Here is a 26,752-nt window from a genome sequence, read left to right on the forward strand (position 1 = left end):
GTCCCCGGCTCCGGTCACGAGCTGGTCGGGGTGAGTCGTAGTTCGGGGAGGTGTTCGGTGGCGGCGTCGATCACGGCCCGGGCGAGGGTTGCCGGTAGGCCGGCCTGCGCGGCGAGGTCCTCGATGGTGGTGTGCTGCTGGTTGAGGAGGTCGACGGCCCTGCCGAGGAGGGAGGGTTGTTCGCGGGGGCCGAGGTCGCCGGGTTCGGGGTGGCCCCACTGGGCAAGCAGGCTCATCCCGCGCCGGTAGGTGTGGTCCCGGTAGATGCCGAGGTCGTGTCCCCGGTAGACGAGGGCTTTCAGGCTGATGCCCCAGCGGCGTTTCAGCTCGTGCAGCCGGTCGAAGTCCAGCCGGGCGGGAAGCTCGCCGGCGAGGGTCGTGCTGGGGGCGAGGAACTCGGAGGCGAAGGCGGTGGCCTCCCGTTCCAGGAGTTGGCTGCCCGGCTCGGCGTCGTGGTGCAGCAGCAGGTGGCCGAGCTCGTGGGCGGCGTCCATCCGGGAGCGGGCCTTGTCGTTCTTCGCCGGGTTGAGGAAGACGAACGGCCGCTGGCCGTACCAGTGTGAGAACGCGTCGACCCGTTCGGAGGCGTCCGGTAGGGACAACACGATCACCCCGTGCGCCTCCAGCAGCCGCACCATGTGCGGCACCGGCCCGTCGTCGAAGCCGAACTCCGCACGTGCCGCCGCGGCGACCGTGCGGACGTCCTCGGCCCGCGCCGGTTCCGGCCAGTCGAGCTGCGGCAGCCGCAACTCCGGCAGCCGCAACTGCCGGCCCACGGCCTCGACCACCCGCCAGGCGACCTTACCGAAGACCGTGGACCGGTACTCGAAGGAACCGGCGCCCCGCCAGACCGCCAGCAGCGTGTCCTGGACCGTCTCCTCGGCGCGGTGCCGATCGGCCAGCAGCCCGTCGGCGTAGGCCAGCAACGCGGGCCCGTGCCGCGCGTACAGCCGTTCGAGCGCAGCCTCGTCCCCGGCGGGGCCACCAGACGCAGCAGCCGCCGGTCGACATCCTGCTCTCCCTCGACCATCCCGCCCATCTCCCACCTGAGTAGCGGTGACGGGCCGGCACGTTCACACTTGCGAACCAGATGTGACACAGGCCACGCAGCGGCCGGACAGCGTCACCGCAGCACCTCGGCGTTCCGAAGGTAACGAGGTCGAGCCGGCTGCTCAGCCGGTCCGGCGGGGCCGCCCCTCGGTCACCACGCCACAGCAAACGGCTGCGTCCGCAGAGTCCTCCCCTTTGCGGACGCAGCCGCCCAGCGGCCGAAACTGACCTTGGCGCTGGTGCCGCCGGCCCAGCCGGTGGCCTGGGCGGTGACCCAGGTGGCAGCGGCAATTCGGGCCGGCGAAGGTCTGCACGCCCGGTGGCTTGAGCGTGCGTCGAAGCGGTATGCGCGCCGGGCGACGGTTACGGCCCTTGCGGCGGGTCGGCCGGGCGGCTGCTGGCGTTGTACGAGTTCTTGGCGGCGACCACGGCCGCCTGGACGTGCTCGGGGGCGACGCCGTGGACGTTGAGCGGCGGGCGCAGCCGCCGGACAAGTTCGGCCTCGATGGTCGTCGGCTCCGCGTCCTCCGCCCAGGTCAGGCGCAGATGCGCGGACATCCACGCCGTCAGCCGCGTCTCGTCCGCAGGGACCAGGACCACCCGATCGGTCCAGGTCGTCCGGTATCCCTCGGACACGAGAAGTCCGGCCAGGGTACGGCGCAGCGTCGAGCTGCCCGATCGCCTCAGATGGTTGCGCAGGATCCGGCCCCGCAGGCTGGTGGCCCGTCCGACATACAGCAGCCGTAGTGACGGGTCGCTGTCGTTCGGCGGCCCAGGGAGGTCGGGGAGGACCGAAGGATCAGCCCACCAGGCGTAGACGCCACTGCCCCGGCTGAGCCGCTTCACGGCGACCTCGAGTCCGACCGGCGCGCCGCAGAGCAGCCGCAGGGCCTCCTCGACCCGGGCTCCGTCGGATGGAACATCGTCGGGTCGTTTCTCGGCAGTGCTCATCGAGACCATCCTAGGCGGCGTCCCCGGGGCGGACGGATCGTGGCCCGGGAGCACGGACGCGGGATGCTCCACGCACGGTGCGGCAGCGCCGCGAAGGGCGGCCACGGATACCGGCAGACCGATCAGCAGGCCGCGCACCGTCGGCGGCGGGAACGGTCCCGCTGAGGAGTAGCCGGAATGGGAAGTCAGCCTCGACAAGACGGTCGCCTCGTACGAGGCGTTGGAGAGGCTGCCGGCCGACGGTGCGGTCGGTGTGGGCTCCTGCCGTACGGCTGGACGCCCCGTTGGCGGAGACCGACGTCGTGCCGGCGGTCCACCAGATCGAGCCACACCCGTACACAACATCCGCCCCGAGTCGCAGGCGGCGGGAGCCGCCCTCGGCACCGCCGGTCACGCACAGCATGCCGGTCGCCGGCCCGGTGTGAAGAGGTACGACGAGCGGGATCACCAGGACCGGGGCGGGGACAGGGCCGTCGCCTGGCGAGCCGGTCGGCCCATCGCCTGCCGACGACCTCGCAGGAGGGCGTGCTGGCCAGTCCTGTCGCCGCGGCCCACGCTACTGCTTCTTGTTCTGCCGGAGGGCTTCCTCGAGTTGGTCTTCCAGGATGATGATCCGGCAGGCGGCCTCCAGAGCGGTGCCCTGGTCAACCATCTCCCGGGCCCGGGCGGCCAGGCGAAGCTGGTAGCGGGAGTAGCGGCGGTGCCCGCCGCCGGAACGGTGCGGGTTGATCAACTTCGCCTCGTCCAGACGGCGCAGGAAGTCCTGCGTCGCGCCGAGCATCTCCGCGGCCTGGCCGATGGTGTAGGCCGGGTAGTTCTCATCGCCGAACATGTCATCGGGGTTTTGCCCCATTTCACCTCCACGTCGAGGGCCCCGGCGCTTAAGCGCCGGGGCCCAGGGTTACGGGTCAGGACACCATCTGCCGACAGAGACGTCGGCTTGTCGTATCCGCACCAGCCCTCACTGACGGCTTCGGGTGCGAGGATCGCATAAGCGTGACCGGAGACCACCTCTCGTTCGATGGAAACTGCGGTGTCCGCCCGGCCTGACATGACGGCCGACGGCGGGCGATCCAACGGTGTACGGCCCTCCCTTTCCTCTGCTACTTCTTTCCCTTGCTGTCGTACGGTCCACCGGCACCGGAGCCCACGCGACTTCATGACCCCGACACGCACGGCGAACATCAGGTGGAGCCCCACAAGAACCTGGCCCCACCTGCACCCCGGCGTGTGTCACGCCGGGGTTGACGTGCTCCTACTGCCTGTCGGGAGGGACGGTGAAGCGTGCCCCTCTCCTCGCCACCCGTCGTGACCTCACGGCCGGGCGGCCCGTCTGCGTCGTGACGGATCTTTCCTCTCAACTCGAAGAAGAGTATGCCACACCGCAGAAGATGTCTAGTCCCAACAACCTAGATTTCCTGTCCGCCGGTCATCAGGACGACCGGCCCGCCGAACAGGCATGAGCGCGAGCCATCGCGACAACGACCCGACGACGAAGCTGCCTCCTGGCCGACGAACGCCGTCGCACGACCCAGGACGACCCGGGCCAGCCGAGGTGGTCGCGCTCACCGCCCGTCACGCGCGGCAATCCGCAGGCCTTCCGGGCATGCAGGTACGGCCCCCAGGCGCGGATTCTTCGATGCCCGGAGAAACGTCTCGGTGGTGATGTCCTCGGCCGATGGCCGTTGGTGGGGCCGACGCGGGTGATGGCGTAGCCGACGACGCGGTCGTGGTTGTGCCGGTGAAGCCAGCCGAAGGCGTGGGCGTCACCGCGCCGGGCACGGCGCACAGCCCTTCCCTGCGGGTTGTCCGGTCGGTCGTCGAGCCAGCGACGTCCTACGGTGCGGGGGCTGAAGCTTGACGGGCACCGGGTGCTGCGGGTGCGGAGTCCCGCCGCCCCGACCGCGATCGGGGCGATCCTGCTCAGCCTGCGCGACGCCACCGGCATCCGCCCACACGCCCATGTGGGAAACCCCGTCGGGCATGTGCTGCGGCATCTCATCCTCGGCCGGGGTGATACCCGTGGTACGGGAGATCCTGCGCAAGACCGAGCGGGATCCGGCACGCCGGCCCGGCATCCACGTCGGCGGTTGACCCCGCGGCGATCCGCTCGACACGTACAGGCGGATCGCAGGCCGGCGAGCGCAGCACCGCGGATGGCCCGTCGGCGTCGCTGTCGGGTCTGTCGCCGGCCCTGCGGGCTGGCGCTCCGCAGCGCCCCAACCGCGCCTGCCGAACGGGTCAACCCGCACCGCAGGTCACCCGGAACACCTGGTCAGGGCCGGACCCGGGACACGGCGGGACGTGGGACGAGAGAGGAGGCCGTACGGTCGCTCCGCCCGGCTGGTCGGGTGGCATCGGGCCGGGTTGATGGCGCTTCTGGCCACTCTCGGCGGTCGGCACATCGTCGTCACGGCAACGCGATGACGGCGAGGGCCAGCAAGGCGGGTACGCGGAATGCCGGTCCCGATCGCGGCGGTCCGCACGTTGCCGGCCGGTGTTCCGGGCTCGGTGCGATCCCTGGGCCTGACGTGTCTCTCCTCTCGGTGGTCAGGGGCGGTAGCGGTAGCCCATGCCGGGCTCGGTGATGAGGTGCTGCGGACGAGCGGGGTTGTCTTCGAGCTTGCGGCGCAACTGGGCCATGTACTGGCGCAGGTAGCCCGTCTCGTCCTGGTAGTCCGGGCCCCAGACGTCGTGCAGCAGTTGGCGTTGGGTGATCAGCTTGCCGGGATGGTGCAGCAGTTTCTCGAGGACGCCCCACTGGGTGGGGGTCAGCCGGACCTCGACGCCATCGTCGCGGGTGACGACCCGGTCGGCCAGGTTGACCGTATGGCGTCCCACCCGCACGAGAGCGCTTGCCGGGCCCGTGGTGTCGCCGGTGGCGTTGAGTCGACGGGTGACGGCGCGGATGCGGGCGAGGAGTTCGTCGACGCCGAAGGGCTTGGTGACGTAGTCGTCGGCGCCGGCGTCGAGTGCGTTGACCTTGTCGTCGCTGCCGGCCCGGCCGGAGAGCACGATGATCGGAACGGTGGTCCAGCCGCGTAGGCCGCGGATGACGTCGACGCCGTCGAGGTCGGGCAGCCCGAGGTCGAGGACGACGAGATCGGGTGGGTGGCTGGCGGCGGCCTTGAGCGCGGCGGTGCCGGTGGCGGCGACGTTGACGTCGTAGCCACGGGCGCGCAGGTTGATACGAAGGGCGCGCAGGATCTGGGGTTCGTCATCGACGACCAGGATGCGATTCATTCCTGCGGGCCCTCCGGAGGGTCGGTCGGTGTGGCGGCGGGTAGCCGCAGCACCATGGTGAGTCCTCCGCCAGGGGTGGTCTCGGGGGTGATGCTGCCGCCCATGGCCTCGGCGAGTCCGCGGGACAGGGCGAGGCCGAGGCCGACGCCGGTGGTGTTGTCACGGTCGCCGAGACGCTGGAACGGCAGGAACACGTGCTCCCACTGGTCTTCGGGAATACCGGGGCCGGAGTCGATGACGCGGACTTCGACCTGGCCGGTGTGGGCGCTGGCGGTGATGGTGGGCGGGTGCCCGGGTGGGCTGTGGCGCAGCGCGTTGGCGGCGAGGTTGACCAGGACCCGTTCCAGCAGGCCGGGGTCGGCGGTCGCGGCCGGCAGGTCGGCCGGGATGTCGGTGCGCACGTCGGCCGCAGGCGGGCCGAGTTCGTCGAGGGCACGGGGTACGGCATCCTCCAGACCGATCGGTACGGGGTGGACGCCGAGCGCGCCGGCCTGCAGCCGGCTCATGTCGAGCAGGTTCGCGACCAGCCGGCTGAGCCGGTCGAGGGACTCGTCGGCAGTGGCGAGCAGTTCGGCCTGGTCGTCGGGGTCGAAGTCGACGTCGTGGCTGCGCAGACTGGAAACAGCGGCTTTCGCCGACGCGAGGGGGGTGCGTAGGTCGTGGCTGACGGCCGCGAGCAGCGCGGTGCGCATCCGGTCGGCCTCGGCCAGGGGACGGGCAGCGGCGGCCTGCTCCGCGAGACGTTGCTGGCGTAGCGCGACGGCGGCTTGGGCAGCGAACGCCTCGACGATGCGCCGGTCGACGGCCTCCAGGCGCCGGCCGGAGAGCACGATGGTGAGCCGGTCGTCGACGGGTACAGCCGTCTCGCCCGCGCTCGGGCTGCCCGCTGGCGACTCGCCGACGCTGGCGACGACCCGCCACGCGGTGTCCTCACGGGCGCGGCCGGGGCGTTTCTCCGCATCGGTGGCCAGTTCCAGGACGCTGACCGCGCGCAGGGCGAAGGTCTCCCGGAGCCGGTCGAGCAGCGCCGGCAGGGGGCGCTGCCCGCGCAGCACACTGCCGGCGACGGTGGCGAGGGTCTGCGCGTCCGCGGACGCCCGGGCCGCTTCCCGGGTACGCCGCGCGGCGACGTCGACGACCCCGCTGACCGCGACGGCGACGCCGACGAAAACGCCGAGGGCGAGCAGGTTGTCGGTCTCGGCGATGGTCAGGGTGTAGTAGGGCGGGGCGAAGAACCAGTTGAGCAGCAGGGAGCCGCCGAGCGCGGCGACCAGCGCCGGCCAGAGCCCGCCGACGAGCGCGACGCCGACGACGGCGGCGAGGAAGATCAGGATGTCGTTGGTGAGGGTGAGGTCGGGTAGGACGTTGAGGGCCGCGGTCAGGGCGGGCACCCCCAGCCCGGCAAGGGTGAAGCCGAGCAGCCGGCGACGCCGGGACAGGGCGGCGGGCACCGCGGGGGCCCGCCGGCCGCGTCCGGCCTCGGGGTGGGTGACCAGATGCACGTCGATGGTTCCGGACAGCGCGGTGGTGGTCACGCCGACACCGCGGGAGAACAGGTGCGCGAACCGGCCACGGCGGCTGGCACCGAGCACGAGCTGGGTGGCGTTGACGCCCCGGGCGAAGTCGAGCAGCGCGGCCGGCACGTCGGTACCGAGGACCTGGTGGTACGTGCCGTCGAGACTCTCGACGAGCACCCGCTGCCGGGCGAGGTGGGCGGGGTCGGCCCCGGCCAGGCCGTCGCTGCGGGCCACGTGCACGGCGAGCAGGTCCGCGCCCTTGCTGCGGGCGGCGATACGGGCGGCCCGGCGGATCAGCGTCTCGCCCTCGGGGCCGCCGGTGAGCGCGACCACGACCCGTTCGCGGGCCTCCCAGGTGGCGGAGATGCCCTGCGCGGCGCGGTAGGCGTCGAGTTGCTCGTCGACTTTGTCCGCGAGCCAGAGCAGGGCCAGTTCACGCAGCGCGGTGAGGTTGCCGACGCGGAAGTAGTTGCCGAGCGCGGCGTCGATCTTGTCGGGGCGGTAGATGTTGCCGTGGGCCATCCGGCGACGCAGCGCCTCCGGGGTCATGTCCACCAGTTCGACCTGTTCGGCCGCGCGGACGACGGCGTCGGGGACGGTTTCACGTTGGGTGGTGCCGGTGATCTGCGCGACGACGTCGTTGAGCGACTCCAGGTGCTGAATGTTGACGGTGGTGAGCACGGTGATCCCGGCGTCGAGAAGTTCCTGGATATCCTGCCAGCGTTTGTCGTGCCGGGAGCCGGGCACGTTGGTGTGCGCGAGTTCGTCGACGACGGCGACCTCGGGCCGGCGGGCGAGTACCGCGTCGAGGTCCATCTCGGTGAACTCGGCGCTCCGGTAGTGGAGTGTCCGCCGGGGCACGATTTCCAGGTCGCCGATCATCGCGGCGGTGTGTGGGCGGCGGTGGGTTTCGACCAGGCCGACGACGACGTCGGTGCCACGTTCGGCGCGGCGCTGCGCCTCTTCGAGCATGGCGTAGGTCTTGCCGACGCCGGGTGCGGCACCGAGGTAGATGCGCAGTTCCCCTCGTGGCACAGCAGGAGTCCTCTCCCAACGAATCGGTGGGCTGACCGGCGCCGGGCCGGGGTCCGGTCCCGGTCCGGCGCCATGGTGTCAGCGTGCCGGGAACTCCTCGTCGAGGGCGAGGTTGAGTTCCAGCACGTTCACCCCGGGTGAGCCCATGAAGCCGAACGTCCGGTCGGTAGTGTGCGCCTCGATGAGCTTCCGGATCGTCGCCGGGTCCGTGCCACGCTCCCGGGCCACGCGGTCGACCTGGATCCGCGCGTACGCCGGGGAGATGTGCGGGTCGAGGCCGCTGCCGCTGGCGGTGACCGCGTCGGCGGGCACCACCGGATCGGCGGGGGCGTCGCCGCGGACGGGAACGATGGTGGCTCCGGCGGCCCGGTAGTCACGGCCGGGCTCAGCCAGTTCCACCGGCACGCCCTGGTACTCGGTGACGAAGGGGGTGGCGGGTGCCGTCTGGTTGACGCTGACGACCCGGGTGACCACGCCGGTGAGGCCGTCGGCGCGGAACACGGCCAGCACCGCGCCGACGCCGTCGGCGGTGCAGTAGGGGCGGCGGCCGTCCACGCCGTCGAGTTCCCCCACAGTCTTGCTGCGGGCGCAGACCTGGGTGAGCAGGCTCTGCGTCGAGTCGTCGGGGTCGGTGGCGGTGGTGTCGACGATGTCCTCCGGGCCGAGATTGCTGGCCGAGGTGGAGGTGGGGTCGTAGCCGTCGCCGGCGGCCGACGGGCGGGACTGGAAGTAGCGCGGGACGGGGTTGCCGTCCGCGTCGGTGAACGGCTGCCCGATCAGGCTGCTGCCGACGGTCTTTCCACCGGCGGTCACGAGCGAGCCGCCGGCCTTGCCGTCAAGGCCGGGGAGCCGGCCCACGGCGACCAGCGCGAGCGGATAGGCCAGGCCGAGCAGCACGGTGAAGACGAGCAACGCGCGCAGGGCGGCCAGGTGCTGGGCGAGCCAGGTGGGTAGGTGCATCACGAGATCCCCGGGATGAACTGGATGAGCAGGTCGATGAGTTTGATGCCGACGAACGGCACGATGATGCCGCCGAGGCCGTAGATCAGCAGGTTGCGGCTGAGCAGTTTCGACGCGGCAGCCGGACGGTAGCGCACGCCGCGCAGGGCCAGCGGGATCAGCGCGACGATGACCAGCGCGTTGAAGACGACTGCGGACAGGATCGCCGACTCGGGGCTGTGCAGCCGCATCACGTTGAGCGTGTCCAGGCTCGGGTAGATGCCGGCGAACATGGCCGGGATGATCGCGAAATACTTCGCGATGTCGTTGGAGATCGAGAAAGTCGTCAGCGCGCCCCGGGTGATCAGCAACTGCTTGCCAATCTCGACGATCTCGATGAGCTTGGTCGGGTCGGAGTCGAGGTCGACCATGTTGCCGGCCTCCTTCGCGGCCGACGTGCCGGTGTTCATGGCCACGCCGACGTCGGCCTGGGCGAGCGCCGGCGCGTCGTTGGTGCCGTCGCCGGTCATCGCGACCAGCCGGCCGCCCTCCTGCTCCTTGCGGATCAGGGCGAGCTTGTCCTCCGGGGTGGCCTCGGCGAGGAAGTCGTCCACGCCGGCCTCGTCGGCGATGGCCTTCGCGGTCCGCGGGTTGTCACCGGTGATCATCACGGTGCGGATGCCCATCGCGCGCATCTCGTCGAAGCGCTCCCGCATGCCGGCCTTGACCACGTCCTTGAGGTGGATGACGCCGAGGGCTCGGGCGGGTTCCCCGTCGAGGTGCTCGGCCACGACGAGGGGGGTGCCGCCGATGCCGCTGATCTCGTCGACGAGCTGACCGACCTGCTCGGTGGGGTGACCGCCGTTGTCGCGTACCCACTTCATCACTGCGACGGCGGCGCCCTTGCGGATACGGCGCACCGGTCCGGTGGCTCCGCCGTCGACGCTCACATCCGGAGTCAGGTCGACGCCGCTCATCCGGGTCTTCGCGGTGAACGGCACGAACGTGGCGTGCGGGATGAGGCCGGGCTCACGTTCGCGCAGCCCGAACTCGTTCTTGGCCAGCACCACGATCGAGCGCCCTTCGGGGGTTTCGTCGGCGAGGCTGGACAGTTGCGCGGCGTCGGCGACCGTTGCGGCGTCGAGGCCGCCGACGGGCAGGAGCTCGGCGGCCTGCCGGTTGCCCAGCGTGATGGTGCCCGTCTTGTCCAGCAGCAGGGTGTTGACGTCTCCGGCCGCCTCGACGGCCCGGCCGCTCATGGCCAGCACATTGCGCTGCACGAGGCGGTCCATGCCGGCGATGCCGATCGCGGACAGCAGCGCGCCGATGGTGGTGGGGATGAGGCAGACCAGCAGCGAGACCAGCACGATGCCGGTGACGCCGGCGTCGGTGACCGCGCCCGAGTCCGACGCGGCGGCCTGGAAGTTCTTGGAGAAGATCGCGAGGGGCTGGAGGGTCACGACCGCGAGCAGGAAGATGATCGTCAGCGCGGCGAGCAGGATGTTGAGGGAAATCTCGTTAGGGGTCTTCTGCCGGTTGGCCCCCTCGACCAGGTTGATCATCCGGTCGATGAAGCTCTCGCCCGGCTTCTGGGTGATCCGGACAATGATCCGGTCGGAGAGGACCTTCGTGCCGCCGGTGACCGCGCTCCGGTCCCCGCCCGACTCGCGGATCACCGGGGCGGACTCGCCGGTGATCGCCGACTCGTCGACGCTGGCGATGCCCTCGACCACGTCCCCGTCGCCGGGGATGATATCGCCGGCCTCGACCACGACGACGTCGCCCTGCCGCAGTTGCGGCGCGGGGACGCTCTCGGTGCGGTAGGTGCCGGGGCCGGCACCCGTGCTCCAGCCGAGGGCGCGGGTGGCGACGGTGTCGGTCTTCGCCCTGCGCAGGGCGGCGGCCTGGGCCTTGCCGCGCCCTTCGGCGACCGCCTCGGCGAGGTTGGCGAAGATGACGGTCAGCCACAGCCAGACGGTGATCGCGAGCGCGAACACCGACGGGTCGGCCACCGCCAGGACGGTGGTGAAGGCCGCGCCGATCTCGACGATCAGCATCACCGGGTTGCGCCACAGGGCGCGCGGGTCGAGCTTGCGCAGCGCGTCGGGTAGCGACCGGAGCAGCTGCTGAGGGTCGAGCAGACCGCCGCCCCGGTTGCCCTGGACGGCCGGTGTGCCGGCGGTCGCCGCGTCGGCGGTGCCGTGCGGTGCCGGCGTGGAGGTGGTCATGTCCTTCTCTCTCATGGTGGTCACAGCCCTTCGGCCAGCGGGCCGAGCGTGAGGGCGGGCAGGAAGGTCAGCGCGACCAGGATCACCGTGACGCCGACGACCATCCCGACGAACAGCGGCCGATGCGTGGGCAGGGTGCCCTCGGAAGCGGGCGTCGGCTGCTGACGCGCGAGGGAGCCGGCCAGGGCGAGCACGAGAATGATCGGTAGGAACCGGCCGAGCAGCATGCACAGGCCCAGCGCGGTGTTCCACCACTGCGTGCTGACCGTGATGCCGGCGAACGCGGAGCCGTTGTTGTTGCTCGCCGAGGTGAACGCGTAGAGCACCTCCGACAGGCCGTGCGGGCCGACGTTCAACGCGGTCGAGTCGTTGCCGGTGGCGAACGCCGCCGCCGTGCCGATCAGCACCAGCGCCGGGGTGACCAGAAAGTACAGCGACGCGATTTTGATCTCCCGCGAGCCGATCTTCTTGCCGACGTACTCCGGGGTCCGGCCGACCATCAGGCCGGCGACGAACACCGTGATCACCGCCAGGATCAGCAGGCCGTACAGGCCGGCACCGACCCCGCCGGGGACCACTTCGCCGAGCATCATGTTGACCAGCAACGTTCCGCCGCCCAGGGCGGTGTAGGAGTCGTGGAACGAGTTGACCGCGCCGGTCGAGGTCAGCGTGGTAGCGGCGGCGAACGTCGCGGAGTTCGACACGTCGAACCGGACCTCCTTGCCCTCCAGCGCCGCGCCGACCGCCTGCGGCACGGTGCCGTGGCCGGCCAGCTCGAACACGTTGGTCAGGGTGATGCTGGCCAGCGCCAGGATCGCCATCACCGCGGTGATCGCGTAGCCCTGCCGGTTCTGCCCGACCATCCGACCGAAGACGCGGGGCAGACTGAACGGGATCACCAGGATCAGGAAGATCTCCAACCAGTTCGTCCACGCGGTCGGGTTCTCGAACGGGTGGGCGCTGTTGACGTTGTAGAAGCCACCACCGTTGGTGCCCAGCTCCTTGATCACCTCCTGACTGGCCACCGGCCCGCCGGTGATCGTCTGGGTGCCGCCGGTCAGCGTGGTGACGTCGGTGCCGCCGGAGAGGTTCTGCACCACGCCGCCGACCATCAGGGCGAGCGCGCCGAGCACCGCGATCGGCAGCAGGACGCGCAGCAGGATCCGGGTCAGGTCGACCCAGAAGTTGCCCAACTCGCCGGAGCGGCTGCGGGCGAAGCCTCGAACCAGGGCCACCGCGACGGCGATGCCGACCGCGGCGGAAACGAAGTTCTGCACGGCCAGGCCGGCCATCTGCACCAGGTGACCCATGGTCGACTCGCCCGAGTACCACTGCCAGTTCGTGTTGGTCACGAACGACACCGCCGTGTTCCACGCGCCGTGGGTGACCACTGGGTCGAAGCCCAGCGACAACCACAGGTGGTTCTGCAGCCGCATGAACCCGTAGAGGAACAGGACCGACACGGCGGAGAACGCCAGCACGGCGCGGGCGTACACGCTCCAGGTCTGCCCGGCGGCCGGATTGACCCCGACCAGGCGGTAGACCCCCTGCTCGACACGGGAGTGCCGGGTGGCAGAGACCACCCGGTACAGGTAGTCGCCGAACGGCTTGTGCACGGCGACCAACGCCGCCACGAGGGAGAGGATGAACAGCGCACCGGCTGTCGTCACGGTCATCAGAAGCGCTCCGGAAACAGCAGGGCGACCACCAGGAACACGGTCAGGCCGATCGCCAGCACCAGACCGATCGCGTTGACGGTGCTCACAGCCTCTCCACGCCCCTCACCACGAGGGCGAGCACTGCGAACAGCGCCACCGTCAACACCACGAACACCACGTCAGACACGCTGACTCCTCAGGAACCCGGACTCGTTCACCGCGGCCGCCGATCGGCCGCGCCGGGCAATCACAACGCCACCCGACCCCTCAACGACAGGGGCTATAACGCGACCATCACGGCGATCCGGCGCTTTTTCACGCCCTCTTCACGCCGTCCCAGGATCGAGTGACCCGGGCCACGCTGCGGGGTGCGGATCAGGCGAACCGGCCCCACGATGGCAGCAGCGGCGGCAGGTCCCCCACCATGGCCGTCGAGCCGCGGCCGGGGCAATGCCTCGGGGGGTCTGTCAAGCTGACGGCTGATCACGGTTGTGGAGGTGGTCAGTCGTTGGCCGGGGTGAGCCGGCCCTCGAAGGCGATCTGGAAGGCTTCCAGCGGCGCCTTCCAGCGCATGGTCCACCGCCGGCGTCCGGTGCCGGTGGGGTCGAGGCGCATCAACGCCATGTACACGCACTTGACACGGCCGCGACCATCAGGTGATCGCCGGCGGCCGCGACGAACCGGACGCCCGCCCACGGGTCTCGGTCAGCCCGGCTCCTCCAACTCCCGGTACGCCCGACCGACGGTGTTCACGGCGAGGCCGAGGTCGGCCGCGAGCCGGCGGATCGTCGGCAGTCTCGTGCCGACGACGAGCGAGCGCTCCTGGATCTGCCGCGCGAGCTGGGCCCAAAGCTGTATGTACGGCGGCGGCGTCGGTGAGGCCGCGTCGATGACGACCATCGGGCGGCCAAAGCCCGCCGCGCCGCCGTCCCGACACCCGCCGTCGAACTCGCTGCCATGCCCAGCCGATTTGTCCGTTCGACGAGGGAAACCGCCGCCGCTCGTCGGCGACGGACAGGCCGCCGGTCGTGCACAAGGTCCCCCAGGCAGCGCCTCTAGACTAAGCCCGCCCGTGAGCTGCGCAACCGAGAGCGGAGAGCCCCATGCAGGTGACCGAAGTCCTCGACGTCGTGACCGCGCTACACGTCGCGGCCGCGCACCCCGACGTCACGGCCATCGTGCGCTACGGGTCGGATACCCGCCCCGGCGGACAATCCCCGTGTGGCGTGAAGGTGACCTACCGGTCCGGAACCTCGGCGATGCTCTGGGCGGCTGAAGCGCCCAAGCCCGCTCCTGCGGCGGTGCCGCTGCCGGCCGAGATGCCGCCACCAATCGAGCGGGCAACGCGAATGCTCATGTTCACGACCGCACTACTCGACACCGCGCGCCCGCCGTCCCTCAGAAGCTGGGAGACGTGCGGTTACCCCGGTGCCCACCTCTCGCCGTGCGCCCTACGGATCGTCGCTGCTGACGGCGACACGACTTACCTCCGGGTCACCGTGGCGTCCGGCCCCAGCCGAGAGCCGGGCCGAGACCCCCATCCTGAATATCAGATCCCCGAAGGAGTCCGTGAATGGCCCCCCAGAGCTCCTGTTCCGTCTGCGGCGCCCAGGTAGGCGTCGCCCCGGGTCGCCCCTGCCCCCCGCACCAGGCCATGGGTAGCAGGGGCACCTGCCCCGGCTCCGGGCGACCCACTTCCTAGCGCACCTGATCAGGCGGGCAATGCCGGAGGGCACTGGCGGCTGGCGGACTCGTCGTACTCGGGGACAGGCCGGGCTTGCGCTTCTTCGAGGGTCTCGGCCACTCCGTTGCGCCGGATGTCCTCGATAAGCCACTCCATCTCGGAGATCTCCCGCCGCTGCGCCTCACTGATCTCCACGGCAAGCTGACAGACCCGCACGTCGTCGAGGTTGGCGCGCTCGGACCGGGTGATGGCCATTGAGTGATGCGGGATCATGGAGTTCATCCAGCCGCTGTCGTCCACGGTGGCCTGGCTGCGGTCGAGGACCACGCCCGTGCCGAACAGGAGAACGCTCGCCGCGACGACGCCCAGGTTCGCCTTGGTGTTGCGGTACATGTTCCGCATCCAACCGAGCATGACCACACCCATCGCGCCGCCCATGGCGAACGCCATGAACATGCGGCTCTCGCTGAAGCGGATGTCGCTCCACCGCCAGGTACTGAGATACATCACTCCGTACATGACCACCATGGCGGTCAGGATCATCGCCCCGAACCGCAGGTACATCCCCATGTCGCGCGACAGCGCCTCGCCGCGGCCAGAACCTTCTGAATTCTGCTCGTACAACACCCTTGACGCTCCCTTCCTGCCGTCCTACCCGGGAGCCGACCACACGCGGTGGTGGACGGCCTCCGCAAGGCCATCCTGCCCCACTCCCCTGGCGCCGGTGTCGAAGTCGGTCACAGTGAGCCGTCCTCATCGTGATCGAGGCGGTTGATCAGGCGTACCGGGGTGTGGCGCTGCTCCGGATAGGCGAAGCTCCCGGTGGGACGGCAGTCGACCAACGCCACAGCACGGAGGCCTCGTTGCGGAGACCCGTCCTGCCAGCACCCCGCTGTCCACGCGCGGCCTGACCCGTCTGACGGAACTGATCCGCGACCGGCGCCACGCTCGGTGGGCGATGGCGACGGTTGTCCGCGTCGTACCGCCATACGCGAGAACAAGGCCTGGTGATCACCCCTCGCCCCGCCTCCCGGCGTCGTCGCTCAAGTGGGTGCGCCAGCCTCGCCCGCCGATCATCGTCACCCTTCCCGGCAGCTCCCACGCACTGGGCGATTTCTGAGATCCACCGTCCGGGGGTTGCCTATGGTGGAGGAGACGCGACGGGCTAGCGTCGGCCGGTCGCCACCGAGGACGATGGACAAGCAGCATGGAGCGGTTCCTGGAGGCCCTCTGGGACACGAGCAGCGTGAGCGGTCGCCTCGTGACCAGCATCGTCCTGCTCGTGCTGGCCGTCGTCATCGCGATGCTCGCCGGCCGCCTGGCGACCATCCGGGTGGCGGACACCACCAACCGATACTACCTGCGCAAAGCGGTGCACTACCTGACCGTGGTCGCGTTGCTGCTCGCGTTGGCGCTGCTGTGGCGACCGTTCGCCGGCCGGGTCGGCGTGGTCTTCGGCCTGCTCGCCGCCGGTCTCGCGCTGGCCATGCAGGAGGTCATCGGCGCATTCGCCGGGTGGATCAGCATCCTCACCGGCCGGCAGTTCCGCGTCGGTGACCGGATCCAGATGTGCGGGGTACGCGGTGACGTCCTGGATATCACCCCACTGCGTACCCGAATCCTCGAGAGCGGCTCCTCCTCGGACCCGGAATCGTGGATCCGCGGCCGCCAGTACACCGGGCGGGTGGTGTCCCTGTCGAACCGCTTCGTGTTCACCGCACCGGTGTTCAACAGCAGCACCGTGCTGGATCACCTGTGGGAGGAGCTGACCCTGCCCGTGCCGTACGAGGCGGACTGGCACCTGGCGGAGCGGATCCTCTGCGAGGAGGCAGAGCGCACATCGTCGACGGCCGAGGCGCAGCGCGCCATCGAGCAGATGCGCCACCGCTACCCCGTCGCCGGTGCCGAGGTCGACCCCCGCGTCTTCGTCCGGGCCACCCCCAACTGGGTCGAGTTGTCCGCCCGCTTCGTGGTACCGGTGCGCGCCGCCCGGCAGGCCAAGGACCAGGTCACCCGGCGGGTGCTGGACCGCTTCGCGGAAAGCGGCATCCGGGTGGCGTCGGCGACGCAGGACATCACCATCCATCCGTCTCAGGCAACGAAAGCTGTCGCCGTGGTCCCGGCTGACCGCCGATGACCAGTCACGCGTCATGAGCCGGCCTCGCACCGTGTCCGCACGGCTGGCCGAGATACGGGAGAGTTTCTGGCTGGTGCCGGCGATCTTCTCGATCGGCGCGGTGGCAGTGGCGATCGGGCTGTCGGCACTGGAACTGCAACTGAATCTTCCCGTCGGGGGGATCCTGCCCAGCGGACCCGCCGGCGCCCGGTCCCTACTGTCATCGATCATCACGGCGATGATCTCCTTCACCGCGCTGGTCTTCTCCATCACGGTCGTGGCCCTGCAACTAGCCAGCAGCCAGTACTCGCCCCGGGTCCTGCGCACCTTCCTGCAGGACCGGATCATCCAGGCGACCCTCGGTACGTTCGTCGCCACCTTCCTGTTCGCGATGGTGGTGCTCGCCGCGTTGCCGACCCAGGAGGACCAACGGCTGCCGGAACTATCCCTCGCCGTGTCAATAGCCCTGGTTCTGGCCAGCAGTGCCACCTTCATCTACTACCTGCACCACATCACCACTGTCATGCGGGTGTCCCACATCATCGGCGCCATCGGCGCGCAGACCCGGCGGTCGATCGCCCACCTACCCCCACCCGACGCACCGCCGTCCGCGGTACCCGAGAGGGTCACACGAAGCGTGCCGGCCACGCAGCCCGGCATGATCAGCAACGTCGATCTCGCCCTGCTCGGACGACTGGCCCGCGAGCACGATTGCGCCATCACCGTCGTCCCCACACCAGGTGACTTCATCGTCGCCGGAGCACCACTGCTACTCGTACACCGGACAAACGGCGGTACGCCTCGCCTGCTGCCGACAGAGGCGGCCGAGCAGTGCGTGACCATCGGCGTGGAGCGCACCCCCGGTCAGGATCTCGGTTTCGGCTTCCGGCAACTGGCCGACATCGCCGAACGCGCGCTGTCCCCGGCCGTCAACGACGTCACCACCGCCGTACGGACCGTGCAGGAAGCACACGACCTCCTCCGCCGACTCGCGACCCGCCCCGACCCCACCCACGTCATCCGCGACGACGACGGCACGGTCCGCGTCCACATGAACGGCATCTCGTACGACACTCTCCTGGCCACGATCATCGACGACATCCGCCTCGTCGCCAGCCAGCAACCGCGCGTCATGCGACTACTGGACGCGGTCGTCCGCGACCTGGCGACCGTCGCGCTCCCCGTCCACCAGACGGCAATCGCGCGGCGGCTCCCGTCACCGGCTGACGGCAGCCACAACGACGGACGTCCGCCCACCGGCAAAGGTCCTGATCTCTAACCACAGCCGCTGTTCGGGACCCTGCTTGAGGGTTCGGGGTTGAGGCGGCGTGTGTAGTGGGCTCGTGGGGCTCGGGACAGGCCGCCGCTGTGGCACCGAGCGGAGCGGACCAGCCGGCCACAACGAGCCGGGTAACGCCTGCCAGCCCTTACCCGGCTCCGGCCGCACGTAGGTCGGCGATGAGCCGGTCGAGCAGCCGTTCCTCCATCACCGCTCGGCCGTTACGCCGCATCGACTCGCCCAGCGAAGGATCCCAGGGTGTTTCGGTGGGCGTACCGAGCAGGGCTGTGCCGGTGCCCGCCGCCGGCAGGTAGTCGGCCGCAGTCATCCGCCACGGGACCGCACCCGGATACCGCTGGAGAGCCGCCGCCGTCAGTCGCACGCCGGTCCAGTCGAAGTCGTTGCGCCACCGAATCACCGCTCCCCGAGCGGCGTACAGCAGCGTGTGAACGGCGACCGAAGGCACCCCTTCGGTGCAGATCAGCGGCGGGGCCTGGGCCCCGAGCGCGGTGGTGGCCGCGCGCAGCACGGCGGGGTTCTCACAGACGTAAACCTCGCTGCAGGTCAGGGCCAGCGGTGCCAGGCGCAGTTGGTGCAGAGTGATCCGCACCGGCACGCCCGCCTGCGCGGCCTCCGTCAGCCACCGCCCGAGCAGGCCGTCGGTGGCCGGCATGTTGAGCACCAGCACCTGGCTGGCGAGGTCGTCCGGGACCAGCCCGACTGATTCCCACAACGCCCGCTCCCGCTCACCGTCGACCGGGAGCGCCACCTGCTGCCAGGTGGCGACGGCACGGAGGACAAGCCCGCGCAGCGGCCCGTCCGTGAGGGCCTTCGTGTCCTCCAGCACCCGGTCGGCGAAGACCGGGATCGGCTCGTCGGCGGCGGGCAGCGCGTCCAGGACGCGAATCACGTTCTCGAACGGCAGCCCGGTGCGGACGATGCGAGTCAGGGTGCCATCGCGACGCAGGCCGTCGAGCCATTCGGTGTACCACGCGGTGTTGGCGTGCCGGCCGTCGTCAGCCACAGCGAGGACGGCGTCGCGGGCCACCGCCTCGCGTCTGAGGTCGGACGGTCGGTTGCGCAACGGCGCCGTCGTGGCGAGCACCTCGATCAGACCGACTCCGTGCGCGACGTGTAGGTGCTCGTCCACGTCGGCGAGTCGGACGCTGAGACGGGCCGCTGCGGCGGAACGGTAGGTGCCGGTGATGCCGATGATCACGAGACGTTCGTCGTCGGTGGGGGTGGCGAGCGTCACGATCGTGTCGAGCCGGCCACCGGTGCGTTCCAGATTACGCCGGGCGGCCGCCAGCAACCGCCGCCAGCCGGGCTGGTCCACGAGATCCGCCGGACCGCCCGGCAGGTGCCGCCCGGTCGGCACAAGCGACGGGTGCGCAGCGGACCGGTCCGGCGGCCGCACGCCGTGCCCGTCGGTCATCGGTCTGTGAGGTCGAGCAGGACGCTGGTTCCGCCCTGACCACCGGGAGCGCGGCGGGTCTCCGGGGAGCCGAGCGCACGGGCCAGGGTTCCATCGAAGTCGGCGATGTTGGTCGAGCCGTCCCAGACCAGCAGCACCGTGGACACGGCGTGCTCCACGGCAGAGTGCGACAGGTCGTAGTGGGCGGCGCCGCTGACCGCCGGGTGGGTGGCCCAGAGGTCGTAGCCGGTCATGAACAGGTCCAGGTCGAACTGTTTCGCCAGCGCCATCAGTTCACCCCGGCCGGTGTCGTCCACACCGGCGAACGCCTCGTCGAGACCGAGTAGCCGAGGTGCGTCGGGTCGCGCCGAGCCGAACAGCGCGTTGGCGGCGGCGAACAGCGGCAGATGCAGGGAGACCGACTGTTCGCCGCCGGAGAGCTGGCTGTGTCGGGCCCGGGTCAGCGCCTCGGTGCCGCCGCCGGGCCGGTGCAGGGTGAACGCGAACGTCCGCCACTGCCGGTAGTCGAGGACGTCGCCGAGCAGTTCCCGGTAAGGCCGTTCGGGCGCGGCGGCCCGCGCCGTCTTGATCCGGGCGGCGAAATGCCGGCGCATGGCGGTGAGCTGGGCCGGCCCGAGCCGGGCCGGATCGCGTTCGAGCAGCTTGCACACGTCGCGTTGCTCGGCGTCGAGGTCGTCGGCGAGCCGCCAGCCGACGCCGACGGTGAGCCCCGAAGACATGCGCCGGGCGCGCATCTGGCTGTCCATCGCCGCGACCAGGTCGCGGGCCTCGATGGTGCGATGGTGGATCTGCCGGGCGAGTTGCCCGAGCAGGGCGTCCTCCAGCACCCGCTGCTCGGAGTCAGTCAGTAGTTGCTCCTGGTCGCGACGCTCGCGGGCGATCCGGTCGGCGAAGTGCGCGACCGGGCTCAGGCCCTGTTCGTCGGCGACCCGGACCACGATCACCCCGTCGTCGGTGTCCCACTCGGGCCGGTGGTCCAGGCCGGCGGCGGGCAGCTGCGACTGAAGCTCGGTCAGCGCGGTGGTGAGCCGGGTGGCGCTCTGCTTCAGCGACGTCTCGGTGGGATTCAGTTCCCGGGTGGCGGCGAGGACCGCCTCGTGCAGGGCGGCCACCTGCGGATGCAGCTCGTCGTCCGGGGTCTGCGCCGGCCAGCGCAGGTCGGTGGGGCAGCGCAGCAGACCCAGCAGGTCCGGCTGGGCGTACGGACGCAGCCGCTGGGCGTCGTGCTGTGCCTCGGCGACGGCGGCGACCAGGGCCTGCTCGCCCAGCTCAACCCGGGTCAGCGCGGCGACCCGCCGCTCCCGGGCGGCGCCGAGTGAGGTGCGAGCCTGCTCGACGGCCTGCTCCGCCTCGATGATCGCGTCGGCCGTCCGGGCCACGTCGGCCAGTACCCGTTCCGCGTCGGCGCCGACGCTGTCGCGCAACGTCCGGTACGCCTCCGCCTTCTCCTGATGCCGCGCACGGGCCGTACGGGCGGTCTCCGCCGCGGCGCTGAACCGGTCGACCGCCTCGTCGTGCCGCTGCCGGGCCTGATCCTCCTGCTCGGCGGCACGCGCGGCGGCTGTCCGTGCGCCCTCCAGGCGTACCCCTGCCTTCTCGAAGCGGTTCACCGCTTCGGCGGTGTCGTCGAGCCGGTCGACCGGCAGCGACCGTTCCGCCGCGCTCCGGCGCAGCGCGGCCGCGGCGGCGGCCCGCTCGGCCAGGGCCTGGTCGAGGCGGGCGGCGGCGGCCGCGCTGGCCTCCTGCCGGGCGCGCAGCGTCGCGGCGGCCCGGTCCAGCTCGCGCAGCGCCGTGTGGACCGGTGCGGGTGCCGGCAGTTGCGCGGCGGCCGCGTCCACCGCCGCCAGCAGCGCCTCGACGGACACACGGTCGTGGTCCACCGTGCCGAGGTCGGCGTCGATGACGGCCAGCAGCCGCTCGCACTCGGTGACCCGGGCGGCGCGGCGGGCGGCCCGGGCGGTCGCGCCGATGTACTCGCAGGAGGTCTTGGCGAACCGGCCGGCGGCGATGCCCTGGGCGTACCGACCGTCCACGCCGATGGTGACCGGCGAGGCGTCGGGCGTGGTCACGTCGGCCAGCGCCACCGAGGTGAGCACCTCGGTGATCCGCACGGCGGGCACGTCGTCCTGTTCCTCGGGAGCCAGCACGTCGGCGAGGGTGGCCCCGGTGGGCCGCCGGTGCGGCGGCAGCGGCAGCAGGTAGCCGTCCAGGTCGTCGCCGGCCACCGCCGTCGTCGCCGTCGCGGGGTCGGGGTGCAGCCAGGCGTCCAGCAACCCCGCCGCGTGCAGCGCCGCCTCGACGGCCGCCGCGTCCGCGCCCGTCACCGCGTCGGCGAAGCGGACCAGCCGCCACAACGGCGCGCCGGGCCGGCCGGCGCGTGATGCGGGCCGGGTCACCGGGACGGGCGGCGCGTCGTCGTGCTCGGCGGCGATCCGGTCCCGTTCGGCGGCCACCTCGGCCCGCCGGTCGGCAAGCGCCGCGCGCTGCGCCGCCAGCGCCGCGAGCCGGTGCCGCCACTGGGTCACCGCGGCGGCCGTGGCCTCGGCGTACACCTCGCGCAGGGTCCGCGCGCCCGGCTCGCCCGTGACGCTCACGGCGGCAATCAGCCCGGCGGCCAGGTCCGGGCGCGCGATATCGGCCAGCAACCCGGCGTTGCCCTGCGCCCACTTGTCGAGCTGGGCGCGCAGCCGGGCGCGAGCCTGCGCGACGGCTTCCTCGGCGCGCCGCTCGGCCTGCTCGGCGTCGGCGGCGGCGGCGGTGGCACCGGCCGCGTCAGCGGCGGCCCGGGAATGGTCCCGGTCAGCCTGGTCGTGCCGCGCCACCTGGACGCCGACGGCGCGCACGTCGTCGCGGCGGGCGGCGGCCCGCGCGGTGATCCGGGCCGCCAGATCGCCCGGGGCGGCGTCGTCGGCGCCCCACGTGATTCCGGCTGCCTCGGCGTCGAGCAGGAGATCGGCGGCGAGCCGCTCGGCCGCGGTCCGCGTGTCCCGAGCCGCGACCGTCGCCCGTTCTGACTCGGTACGCCGCCGCGCCACCGCGCTCTCCTCGACGACGACGGCCTCGTCGGCCCGCCCAGCCGCCTCGGCCAGGTCGTGCACGTGTCGCTGCAGGTCGGCGAGCTGCTCGTGGGACTGGTACGCCGCCGAGGCCTTCAGACTGTCCAGATGGGCACGGAGCCGTCCGGGCTCGCCCTCGACGGCACGCAGCCGCTCACCCGCAGCGGCCTCCGCCTGCGCCGCCGCGTCGGCCGCGTGACGGGCGTCGCCAAGTGCGGTCGACCGGGTGGCGACCGCGTCGCGGCGGGCGGTCAGGGCGTCGGCGGCGGCCCGCGCGTGGGTCCGCAGGTAGGTCGAGTAGACCGTCAGGAACGCGACCGTGGCACCATCCGCCGCCACCAGCCCTTCGAGGGTACGGGCGACCGCCTCCATGTCGTCGAACGAGCGGGCGGCCTCCACGAGCAGGTGGTCCTCGACCGGACGCAGCCCCCGTTGGAGCGTGCGGGACAGCTCGACCGGGTTGAGGTCCTTGGCCAGTTGCGGCTTGCGTAGGGTCAGCACCAGGTCCAGCAACTGCTCGTAGCGGGCCGGGCCGAGGCCGAACAGCCGGGCGTCGACGAGCTGGCGGTAGTCCTCCGCCGAGTCCCGCACCGCCTCAGCGCCCAGCCGGTCGATCAGGTCCCGGCGGGTCAGCGGCCGGTCATCGGCGTCCAGCAGGGAGAAGTCCACCCCCACCCGGCCGTCGACCACGAAGTGCCAGCGGGTGACCCGGTCGACGTGCCGGTGCGCCCGCAACCCGATGCCGACGGTCACGTACTGCTCGCCGTCGCCGAACTCCATCCACACGTACGCGTGGGTCACCTCCTGCCCCCGGTAGAGCAGGTTCGACTTCATCGTCCGGTCCTCGCTGGCGAACGGATTCAGCCGGCGCGGTTCGATCCGCCCGTCGAGGACGAACGGGAACAGCACCTCCAGCGCCTTCGTCTTGCCGGAGCCGTTGGGCCCGCGCAGCACCAGCCACCCGTCGACGAAGCTGAACTCCTCATCCCGGTAGTCCCACAGGTTGATGATCCCGGCGCGGGTGGGGGCGAACCGGCGGACGGCACGTTGCTCGATCACGATCGACTTCCCTCAGAACAAGGTTTCGGTGGTGGCGCGGGGCTTGACCGCGGCGACGGTGTGGCGGTAGCGGCCGACCAGGGGCCGGACGAGCACCCCGCCCGGCACGGCGGTGACCGCGCCGAACCGCTCCAGCAGCGCGACCGCCTCGACGCGCAGCCGCTCCGGGTCGGCGTGCCACTGGGCACCGAACGCGGTCCCGTACCGCTGCAGGATCTCCCCGACGGCGGTGCGCAGGAAACTGTCGGTGATGAACGGCAACCGGTCGGCACCGTCGCCCTCGTCCTGGTCACCCCGGCCCTCGACGGTCCACGGCTCGTCCGGACCGGCGTCGTCGAGGCGTACCAGGGAGGCCGTGGGCAGACCGGCGTCGATGTGGCTCGCCAACGCCTGCTGCCGGGCGTGCCCGTCGGGCGGGGTCAGCCGTTTGACCCGGCGGCCGTCGGGATCCGCCGCCCGGTCGGCCATCTCCACCGCCAGCAGGACAGCGGCTTGCGCCACCGATCCGGTGCCCGGGAACCGTTCCCCGGTGAAGCCGGCGGTGTCCACCAGCAGCACGCCCTCGGCCCGCCGTTCCACCCGCAGCCCGGTCAGCCGGGCCAGATCGGTGGCGAGCGCGGAGCCACGCAGATGGTTGGCGACCGCCGGCTCGACGTCGGCGTGGTAGACGACCGGCGACTCCACCACCGCCCGCCGGGCCGCCTGGGCCGCCCTCCGGCGCTCGGCGTTGCCGCTGCTGCTCACCGCCCGGTCCAGCAGCGCCGACACCGAGTCGACGTGCTGCAACACCCGGGCCGGCCGGAACAGCGCGAACACCGCGTCCCGTGCCACGTCGTACAGCGCCTCCCCGGCCCCCGGGTCACTGGCCCAGGCGGCGCTGGAGCCGTCGGCAAGCCGGAGCACCCCCCGCTCCTCCAGCCAGCCGACCGCGTCCACGAACGCACGCCGGTCCGGGCCGTGGTCCGGATCCAGTCCCAGGCCAGGGATACGGTTCGCGTCGCCGGCCACCGAATCGGCCAACTCGCTGAGGGTGATCTGGATCCCGGCGCGGCCCAACACCGCCAGGCACAACGACAGGTACGCGTAGCGCTGCCGGTCGAACGGCCGTCCGGTGCGCGACACCGCCGGCTGGGTACCGTCGAGCCGGTCCTTCGCGCGTACCAACCGGGCTGTGGAACCGTGCAGCTCCAGCCGGTACCCGAAAGCCTCGGCGAGATCCCGGCGCAGGGTAGCGGAGAACCGCCGCACCCGGGGCAGCGCCCGCTCGTCGGGCCAGGTCGCGGTGATCAGCGGATGGCGCAGGACCAACCGGACTGCCCGCTGGTAGTCCGCCAACTCCAACGCCGGGACGTCAACGGCGAACCGGTGCGCCGCCGACCGAGGCCCGCCCGCCTCCGCGGTCATGCCGGCACCAGCTCGGGACGGCGGACCGCCGTGTGCTGCGCGGCGGTGACCGTCAACGCGTATCCGTCCAGATGCAGCCGACCCTCGTCGGTGCGCACCGTGGTGAACCGGCCCGGCGTCGGGGTGAGGCTCAGCCGCACGCCGTGCGCGGCGGCCGCCAGCGACACCCCGGCTCTGCCACCCACCCGGGCGGCCAGCGCGATGTCGAGCAGGCGTAGCAGGACCTGGGTCTGCGGCCCGTTCAGCTGGTGGTCGTCCACGCCCACAGTGGCCAGCGCCGTCGCCGCGTCGGCCAATCGACGCTCCCGGGCGAGCTGATCGCCGCGCAACCGGTGCCGCCGCTCATCGACCCGGTCCAACCGGGCCGGCCTTCCCCGGCCCTGCCCCGGTGCCCGGCCGGTGGTCACCAGGGTGCGGGACAGTTCCACCGCCGGCGCTTCCCACCATGAAAGCCGGCTGGCGATCGCCTCCGGATCCGGGTGCGCCACCCCGGCGTGGCGCGGAGCACCGAGACCGAACACGACGTCGAACAGGGCGTGCGCGGCCTCCTGGGTGCCGGTACGGGTGAACCACGCGGCCAGGTGCCGCAACTGCGACTCCCGGCTCACTCCGCCGCGACGCGCCTCGGTGACCCGGCGCAGCAGGGCCAGGACGTCACCGATCGCGGCGACGGTGGCGTCGGACAACCGGTCCGCCTCGCTGGGCTGCTCCGGGCCCGGCGGCGCCAACCAGGACCGCAGCCCCGCCCAGCGCCGCCGCCAGTCCTCCAGCCGCTGCACCGGGGTGTGGAACAGTCGCTCGTCGGCCTCGGCGGCGGCCTCGATCAGCCGGTCCAGGCCGGTCGCCTCGACCTCGTGCACCGCCGCGCGCAGCCGGGGCGTGTACCGCTGCAACTCGTCGTGGAAGTCCCGCAGGTGCGCCAGTAGGGCGTCCTTGTGGGCGAGGAACACCTCCGGCCGCACGTCGTTGGTCCGCCCCAGGTCGCCCAGCATGTGGTAGAAGCGGGCCGCCCGCTCGGCGATATCGGCCAACGCCCGGTCCAGCCGGTTGAACTTGCGGTAGACCTCCTCGGCGTCCCCGGCCTCGTTGGCCGACGCGAGCGCGTTGAGGTCCGCCAGCAGATCGGCGAAGACCAGCCGGGACAGCGTCGAGTCGTCCATGCTCGCCGACAAGACTGCCTCCACCGCCCGGTGTGCCCGGTAACCCGCCTCGGTGAACTGGTACACCGAGTGCCGGTTGCGGTACTCCGCCAACGTCGTGGCCCGGGAACCGTCCTGCCCCCGGTCGAGCACCCCCCAATCCACCAGGGCGTCGAGCAGCCGCGGCAGCTCCAACCGCGCCGGATCCGGGCAGTCGGCGTCCGCCTCGTGCAACGTCGCCAACGCAGCGGCCACGTCGGTGGTGTGCAACACCACGTGGTAGCTGGACCGTGCCGAGTCGAACGCCCGTAGCAACCACAGGTAGGCGAACCTGTTCTCCGCCGTCACGTAACCGAACAGCCGCATCCGGTCGTCGAGAGCGAAGTCGTCGAGCCCGAACGTCGGTTGCGGTGGCTGCCCCGTCATCGTCTCCCTCTCGCCCGCCGTGAACAGCCCCCTACCCTACCCAGGAGAGCCGGCAGGGTGGCCGGACGCGCAGGGTCGGCTGCGGCCTGTCCTGTGGTCGACGTGCGAGCAGGAGGACGAACGCGTCAGTGCTCACTGCGAAGCGGTGGTAACCGGCCTGGCGGCTGACCGGCGCGGACGATTCATCCTCCGCGTCGAGGTCACGGTGCGTAGGAATCGGCCTTGCTGCGGACAGCATCAACCGTCCGCTTCAAGCTCCGCGACGCCGTCGTGCACGCCACATCGGCCTAGCCATCCCAGTCCTCGCAGGCACGAGACCGCCTGACAACAGCCGCCGAATCCAGCCACGAACCACCTCGCCACCCCTGCACCGGCCGGTTAAAGGTGAAGACGCTCTATCAGAGCGGGGGCATCCTGGAGTTCCCCGCGACCCGGGTCAGTCGTCTGCTGGCGGAGGCCGTGCAACCTGTTTCAGTCATCCGTGTCGACCTTCCGGCGAATACGACGACGCTGGCGCTTTCGCGCCCTTGCCG

Annotated in this window: 18 protein-coding genes and 2 pseudogenes; 4 read left to right on the plus strand and 16 right to left on the minus strand. The window is 71.5% G+C overall.

Annotated elements, in window-relative coordinates; genetic code table 11:
• Positions 1-14: 14 nt before the first annotated feature.
• The 3 genes from ACQUFX_RS22430 to ACQUFX_RS22440 all read right to left on the minus strand — a co-directional run bounded on the left by ACQUFX_RS22430 (position 15) and on the right by ACQUFX_RS22440 (position 2,854).
• Entirely contained in the window at positions 15-1,046 is a 1,032-nt protein-coding gene (locus tag ACQUFX_RS22430) for an ImmA/IrrE family metallo-endopeptidase (protein ID WP_428962286.1), read from the minus strand.
• Between the two features lie 367 nt (positions 1,047-1,413).
• Positions 1,414-2,001, minus strand: a complete 588-nt coding sequence (locus ACQUFX_RS22435) for a GIY-YIG nuclease family protein (RefSeq protein WP_428962287.1) — start codon at positions 1,999-2,001, stop codon at positions 1,414-1,416.
• Between the two features lie 556 nt (positions 2,002-2,557).
• Positions 2,558-2,854, minus strand: a complete 297-nt coding sequence (locus ACQUFX_RS22440) for a helix-turn-helix domain-containing protein (RefSeq protein ID WP_428962288.1) — start codon at positions 2,852-2,854, stop codon at positions 2,558-2,560.
• 424 nt (positions 2,855-3,278) lie between these two features.
• On the opposite strand from ACQUFX_RS22440, the gene ACQUFX_RS22445 reads away from it, so the two are divergent.
• Entirely contained in the window at positions 3,279-3,464 is a 186-nt protein-coding gene (locus tag ACQUFX_RS22445; RefSeq protein WP_428962289.1) for a hypothetical protein, read from the plus strand.
• Between the two features lie 399 nt (positions 3,465-3,863).
• Positions 3,864-4,095 (plus strand): annotated as a pseudogene (locus ACQUFX_RS22450) (amino acid transporter); the annotation flags it as partial.
• A 456-nt stretch (positions 4,096-4,551) separates the two neighbouring features.
• On the opposite strand, the gene ACQUFX_RS22455 reads toward ACQUFX_RS22450, so the two are convergent.
• The 9 genes and pseudogenes from ACQUFX_RS22455 to ACQUFX_RS22495 all read right to left on the minus strand — a co-directional run bounded on the left by ACQUFX_RS22455 (position 4,552) and on the right by ACQUFX_RS22495 (position 14,932).
• Entirely contained in the window at positions 4,552-5,244 is a 693-nt protein-coding gene (locus ACQUFX_RS22455) for a response regulator (RefSeq protein WP_428962290.1), read from the minus strand.
• Positions 5,241-7,796, minus strand: coding sequence for a DUF4118 domain-containing protein (locus ACQUFX_RS22460; protein ID WP_428962291.1), 2,556 nt, complete (start codon positions 7,794-7,796; stop codon positions 5,241-5,243). The genes ACQUFX_RS22455 and ACQUFX_RS22460 overlap by 4 nt, the downstream gene beginning before the upstream one ends.
• Before the next feature lie 78 nt (positions 7,797-7,874).
• Positions 7,875-8,756, minus strand: a complete 882-nt coding sequence (locus tag ACQUFX_RS22465; RefSeq protein WP_428962292.1) for a potassium-transporting ATPase subunit C — start codon at positions 8,754-8,756, stop codon at positions 7,875-7,877.
• A complete protein-coding gene (gene kdpB, locus ACQUFX_RS22470) occupies positions 8,756-10,963 on the minus strand; it encodes a potassium-transporting ATPase subunit KdpB (protein WP_428962293.1) in 2,208 nt (735 codons plus the stop codon). Before kdpB ends, ACQUFX_RS22465 begins: the two co-directional genes overlap by 1 nt.
• Before the next feature lie 20 nt (positions 10,964-10,983).
• Entirely contained in the window at positions 10,984-12,639 is a 1,656-nt protein-coding gene (gene kdpA / locus ACQUFX_RS22475) for a potassium-transporting ATPase subunit KdpA (protein WP_428962294.1), read from the minus strand.
• The gene (gene kdpF, locus ACQUFX_RS22480; RefSeq protein ID WP_428962295.1) at positions 12,639-12,728 is read right to left on the minus strand and encodes a K(+)-transporting ATPase subunit F; all 90 of its coding nucleotides are present in this window, start codon (positions 12,726-12,728) and stop codon (positions 12,639-12,641) included. The genes kdpA and kdpF overlap by 1 nt, the downstream gene beginning before the upstream one ends.
• 394 nt (positions 12,729-13,122) lie before the next feature.
• Positions 13,123-13,260 (minus strand): annotated as a pseudogene (locus tag ACQUFX_RS22485) (IS256 family transposase); the annotation flags it as partial.
• Between the two features lie 66 nt (positions 13,261-13,326).
• On the minus strand, positions 13,327-13,521 hold the full coding sequence (locus ACQUFX_RS22490) for a GntR family transcriptional regulator (RefSeq protein ID WP_428962296.1): 195 nt from the start codon (positions 13,519-13,521) through the stop codon (positions 13,327-13,329).
• Between the two features lie 811 nt (positions 13,522-14,332).
• Entirely contained in the window at positions 14,333-14,932 is a 600-nt protein-coding gene (locus ACQUFX_RS22495; RefSeq protein WP_428962297.1) for a DUF305 domain-containing protein, read from the minus strand.
• A 580-nt stretch (positions 14,933-15,512) separates the two neighbouring features.
• On the opposite strand from ACQUFX_RS22495, the gene ACQUFX_RS22500 reads away from it, so the two are divergent.
• Positions 15,513-16,442: a mechanosensitive ion channel domain-containing protein gene (locus ACQUFX_RS22500; RefSeq protein ID WP_428962298.1), complete on the plus strand. Its 930-nt coding sequence runs from the start codon at positions 15,513-15,515 to the stop codon at positions 16,440-16,442.
• Between the two features lie 31 nt (positions 16,443-16,473).
• Positions 16,474-17,700, plus strand: a complete 1,227-nt coding sequence (locus tag ACQUFX_RS22505) for a DUF2254 domain-containing protein (RefSeq protein WP_428962299.1) — start codon at positions 16,474-16,476, stop codon at positions 17,698-17,700.
• A 148-nt stretch (positions 17,701-17,848) separates the two neighbouring features.
• On the opposite strand, the gene ACQUFX_RS22510 is transcribed toward ACQUFX_RS22505, so the two are convergent.
• From ACQUFX_RS22510 to ACQUFX_RS22525, 4 genes are read right to left on the minus strand one after another with little or no spacing between them, the layout of a single operon-like run.
• Positions 17,849-19,078: a TIGR02679 family protein gene (locus ACQUFX_RS22510; RefSeq protein WP_428962300.1), complete on the minus strand. Its 1,230-nt coding sequence runs from the start codon at positions 19,076-19,078 to the stop codon at positions 17,849-17,851.
• A 53-nt stretch (positions 19,079-19,131) separates the two neighbouring features.
• Complete coding sequence (locus ACQUFX_RS22515; RefSeq protein WP_428962301.1) at positions 19,132-23,250, minus strand: TIGR02680 family protein; 4,119 nt, start codon at positions 23,248-23,250, stop codon at positions 19,132-19,134.
• Between the two features lie 12 nt (positions 23,251-23,262).
• Complete coding sequence (locus ACQUFX_RS22520; protein WP_428962302.1) at positions 23,263-24,654, minus strand: TIGR02678 family protein; 1,392 nt, start codon at positions 24,652-24,654, stop codon at positions 23,263-23,265.
• Positions 24,651-26,219: a TIGR02677 family protein gene (locus ACQUFX_RS22525; protein WP_428962303.1), complete on the minus strand. Its 1,569-nt coding sequence runs from the start codon at positions 26,217-26,219 to the stop codon at positions 24,651-24,653. The genes ACQUFX_RS22520 and ACQUFX_RS22525 overlap by 4 nt, the downstream gene beginning before the upstream one ends.
• Positions 26,220-26,752 lie beyond the last annotated feature (533 nt).

Source organism: Micromonospora fluostatini, assembly GCF_050410825.1.
In the GTDB taxonomy this organism is placed as follows: domain Bacteria; phylum Actinomycetota; class Actinomycetes; order Mycobacteriales; family Micromonosporaceae; genus Micromonospora; species Micromonospora rosaria.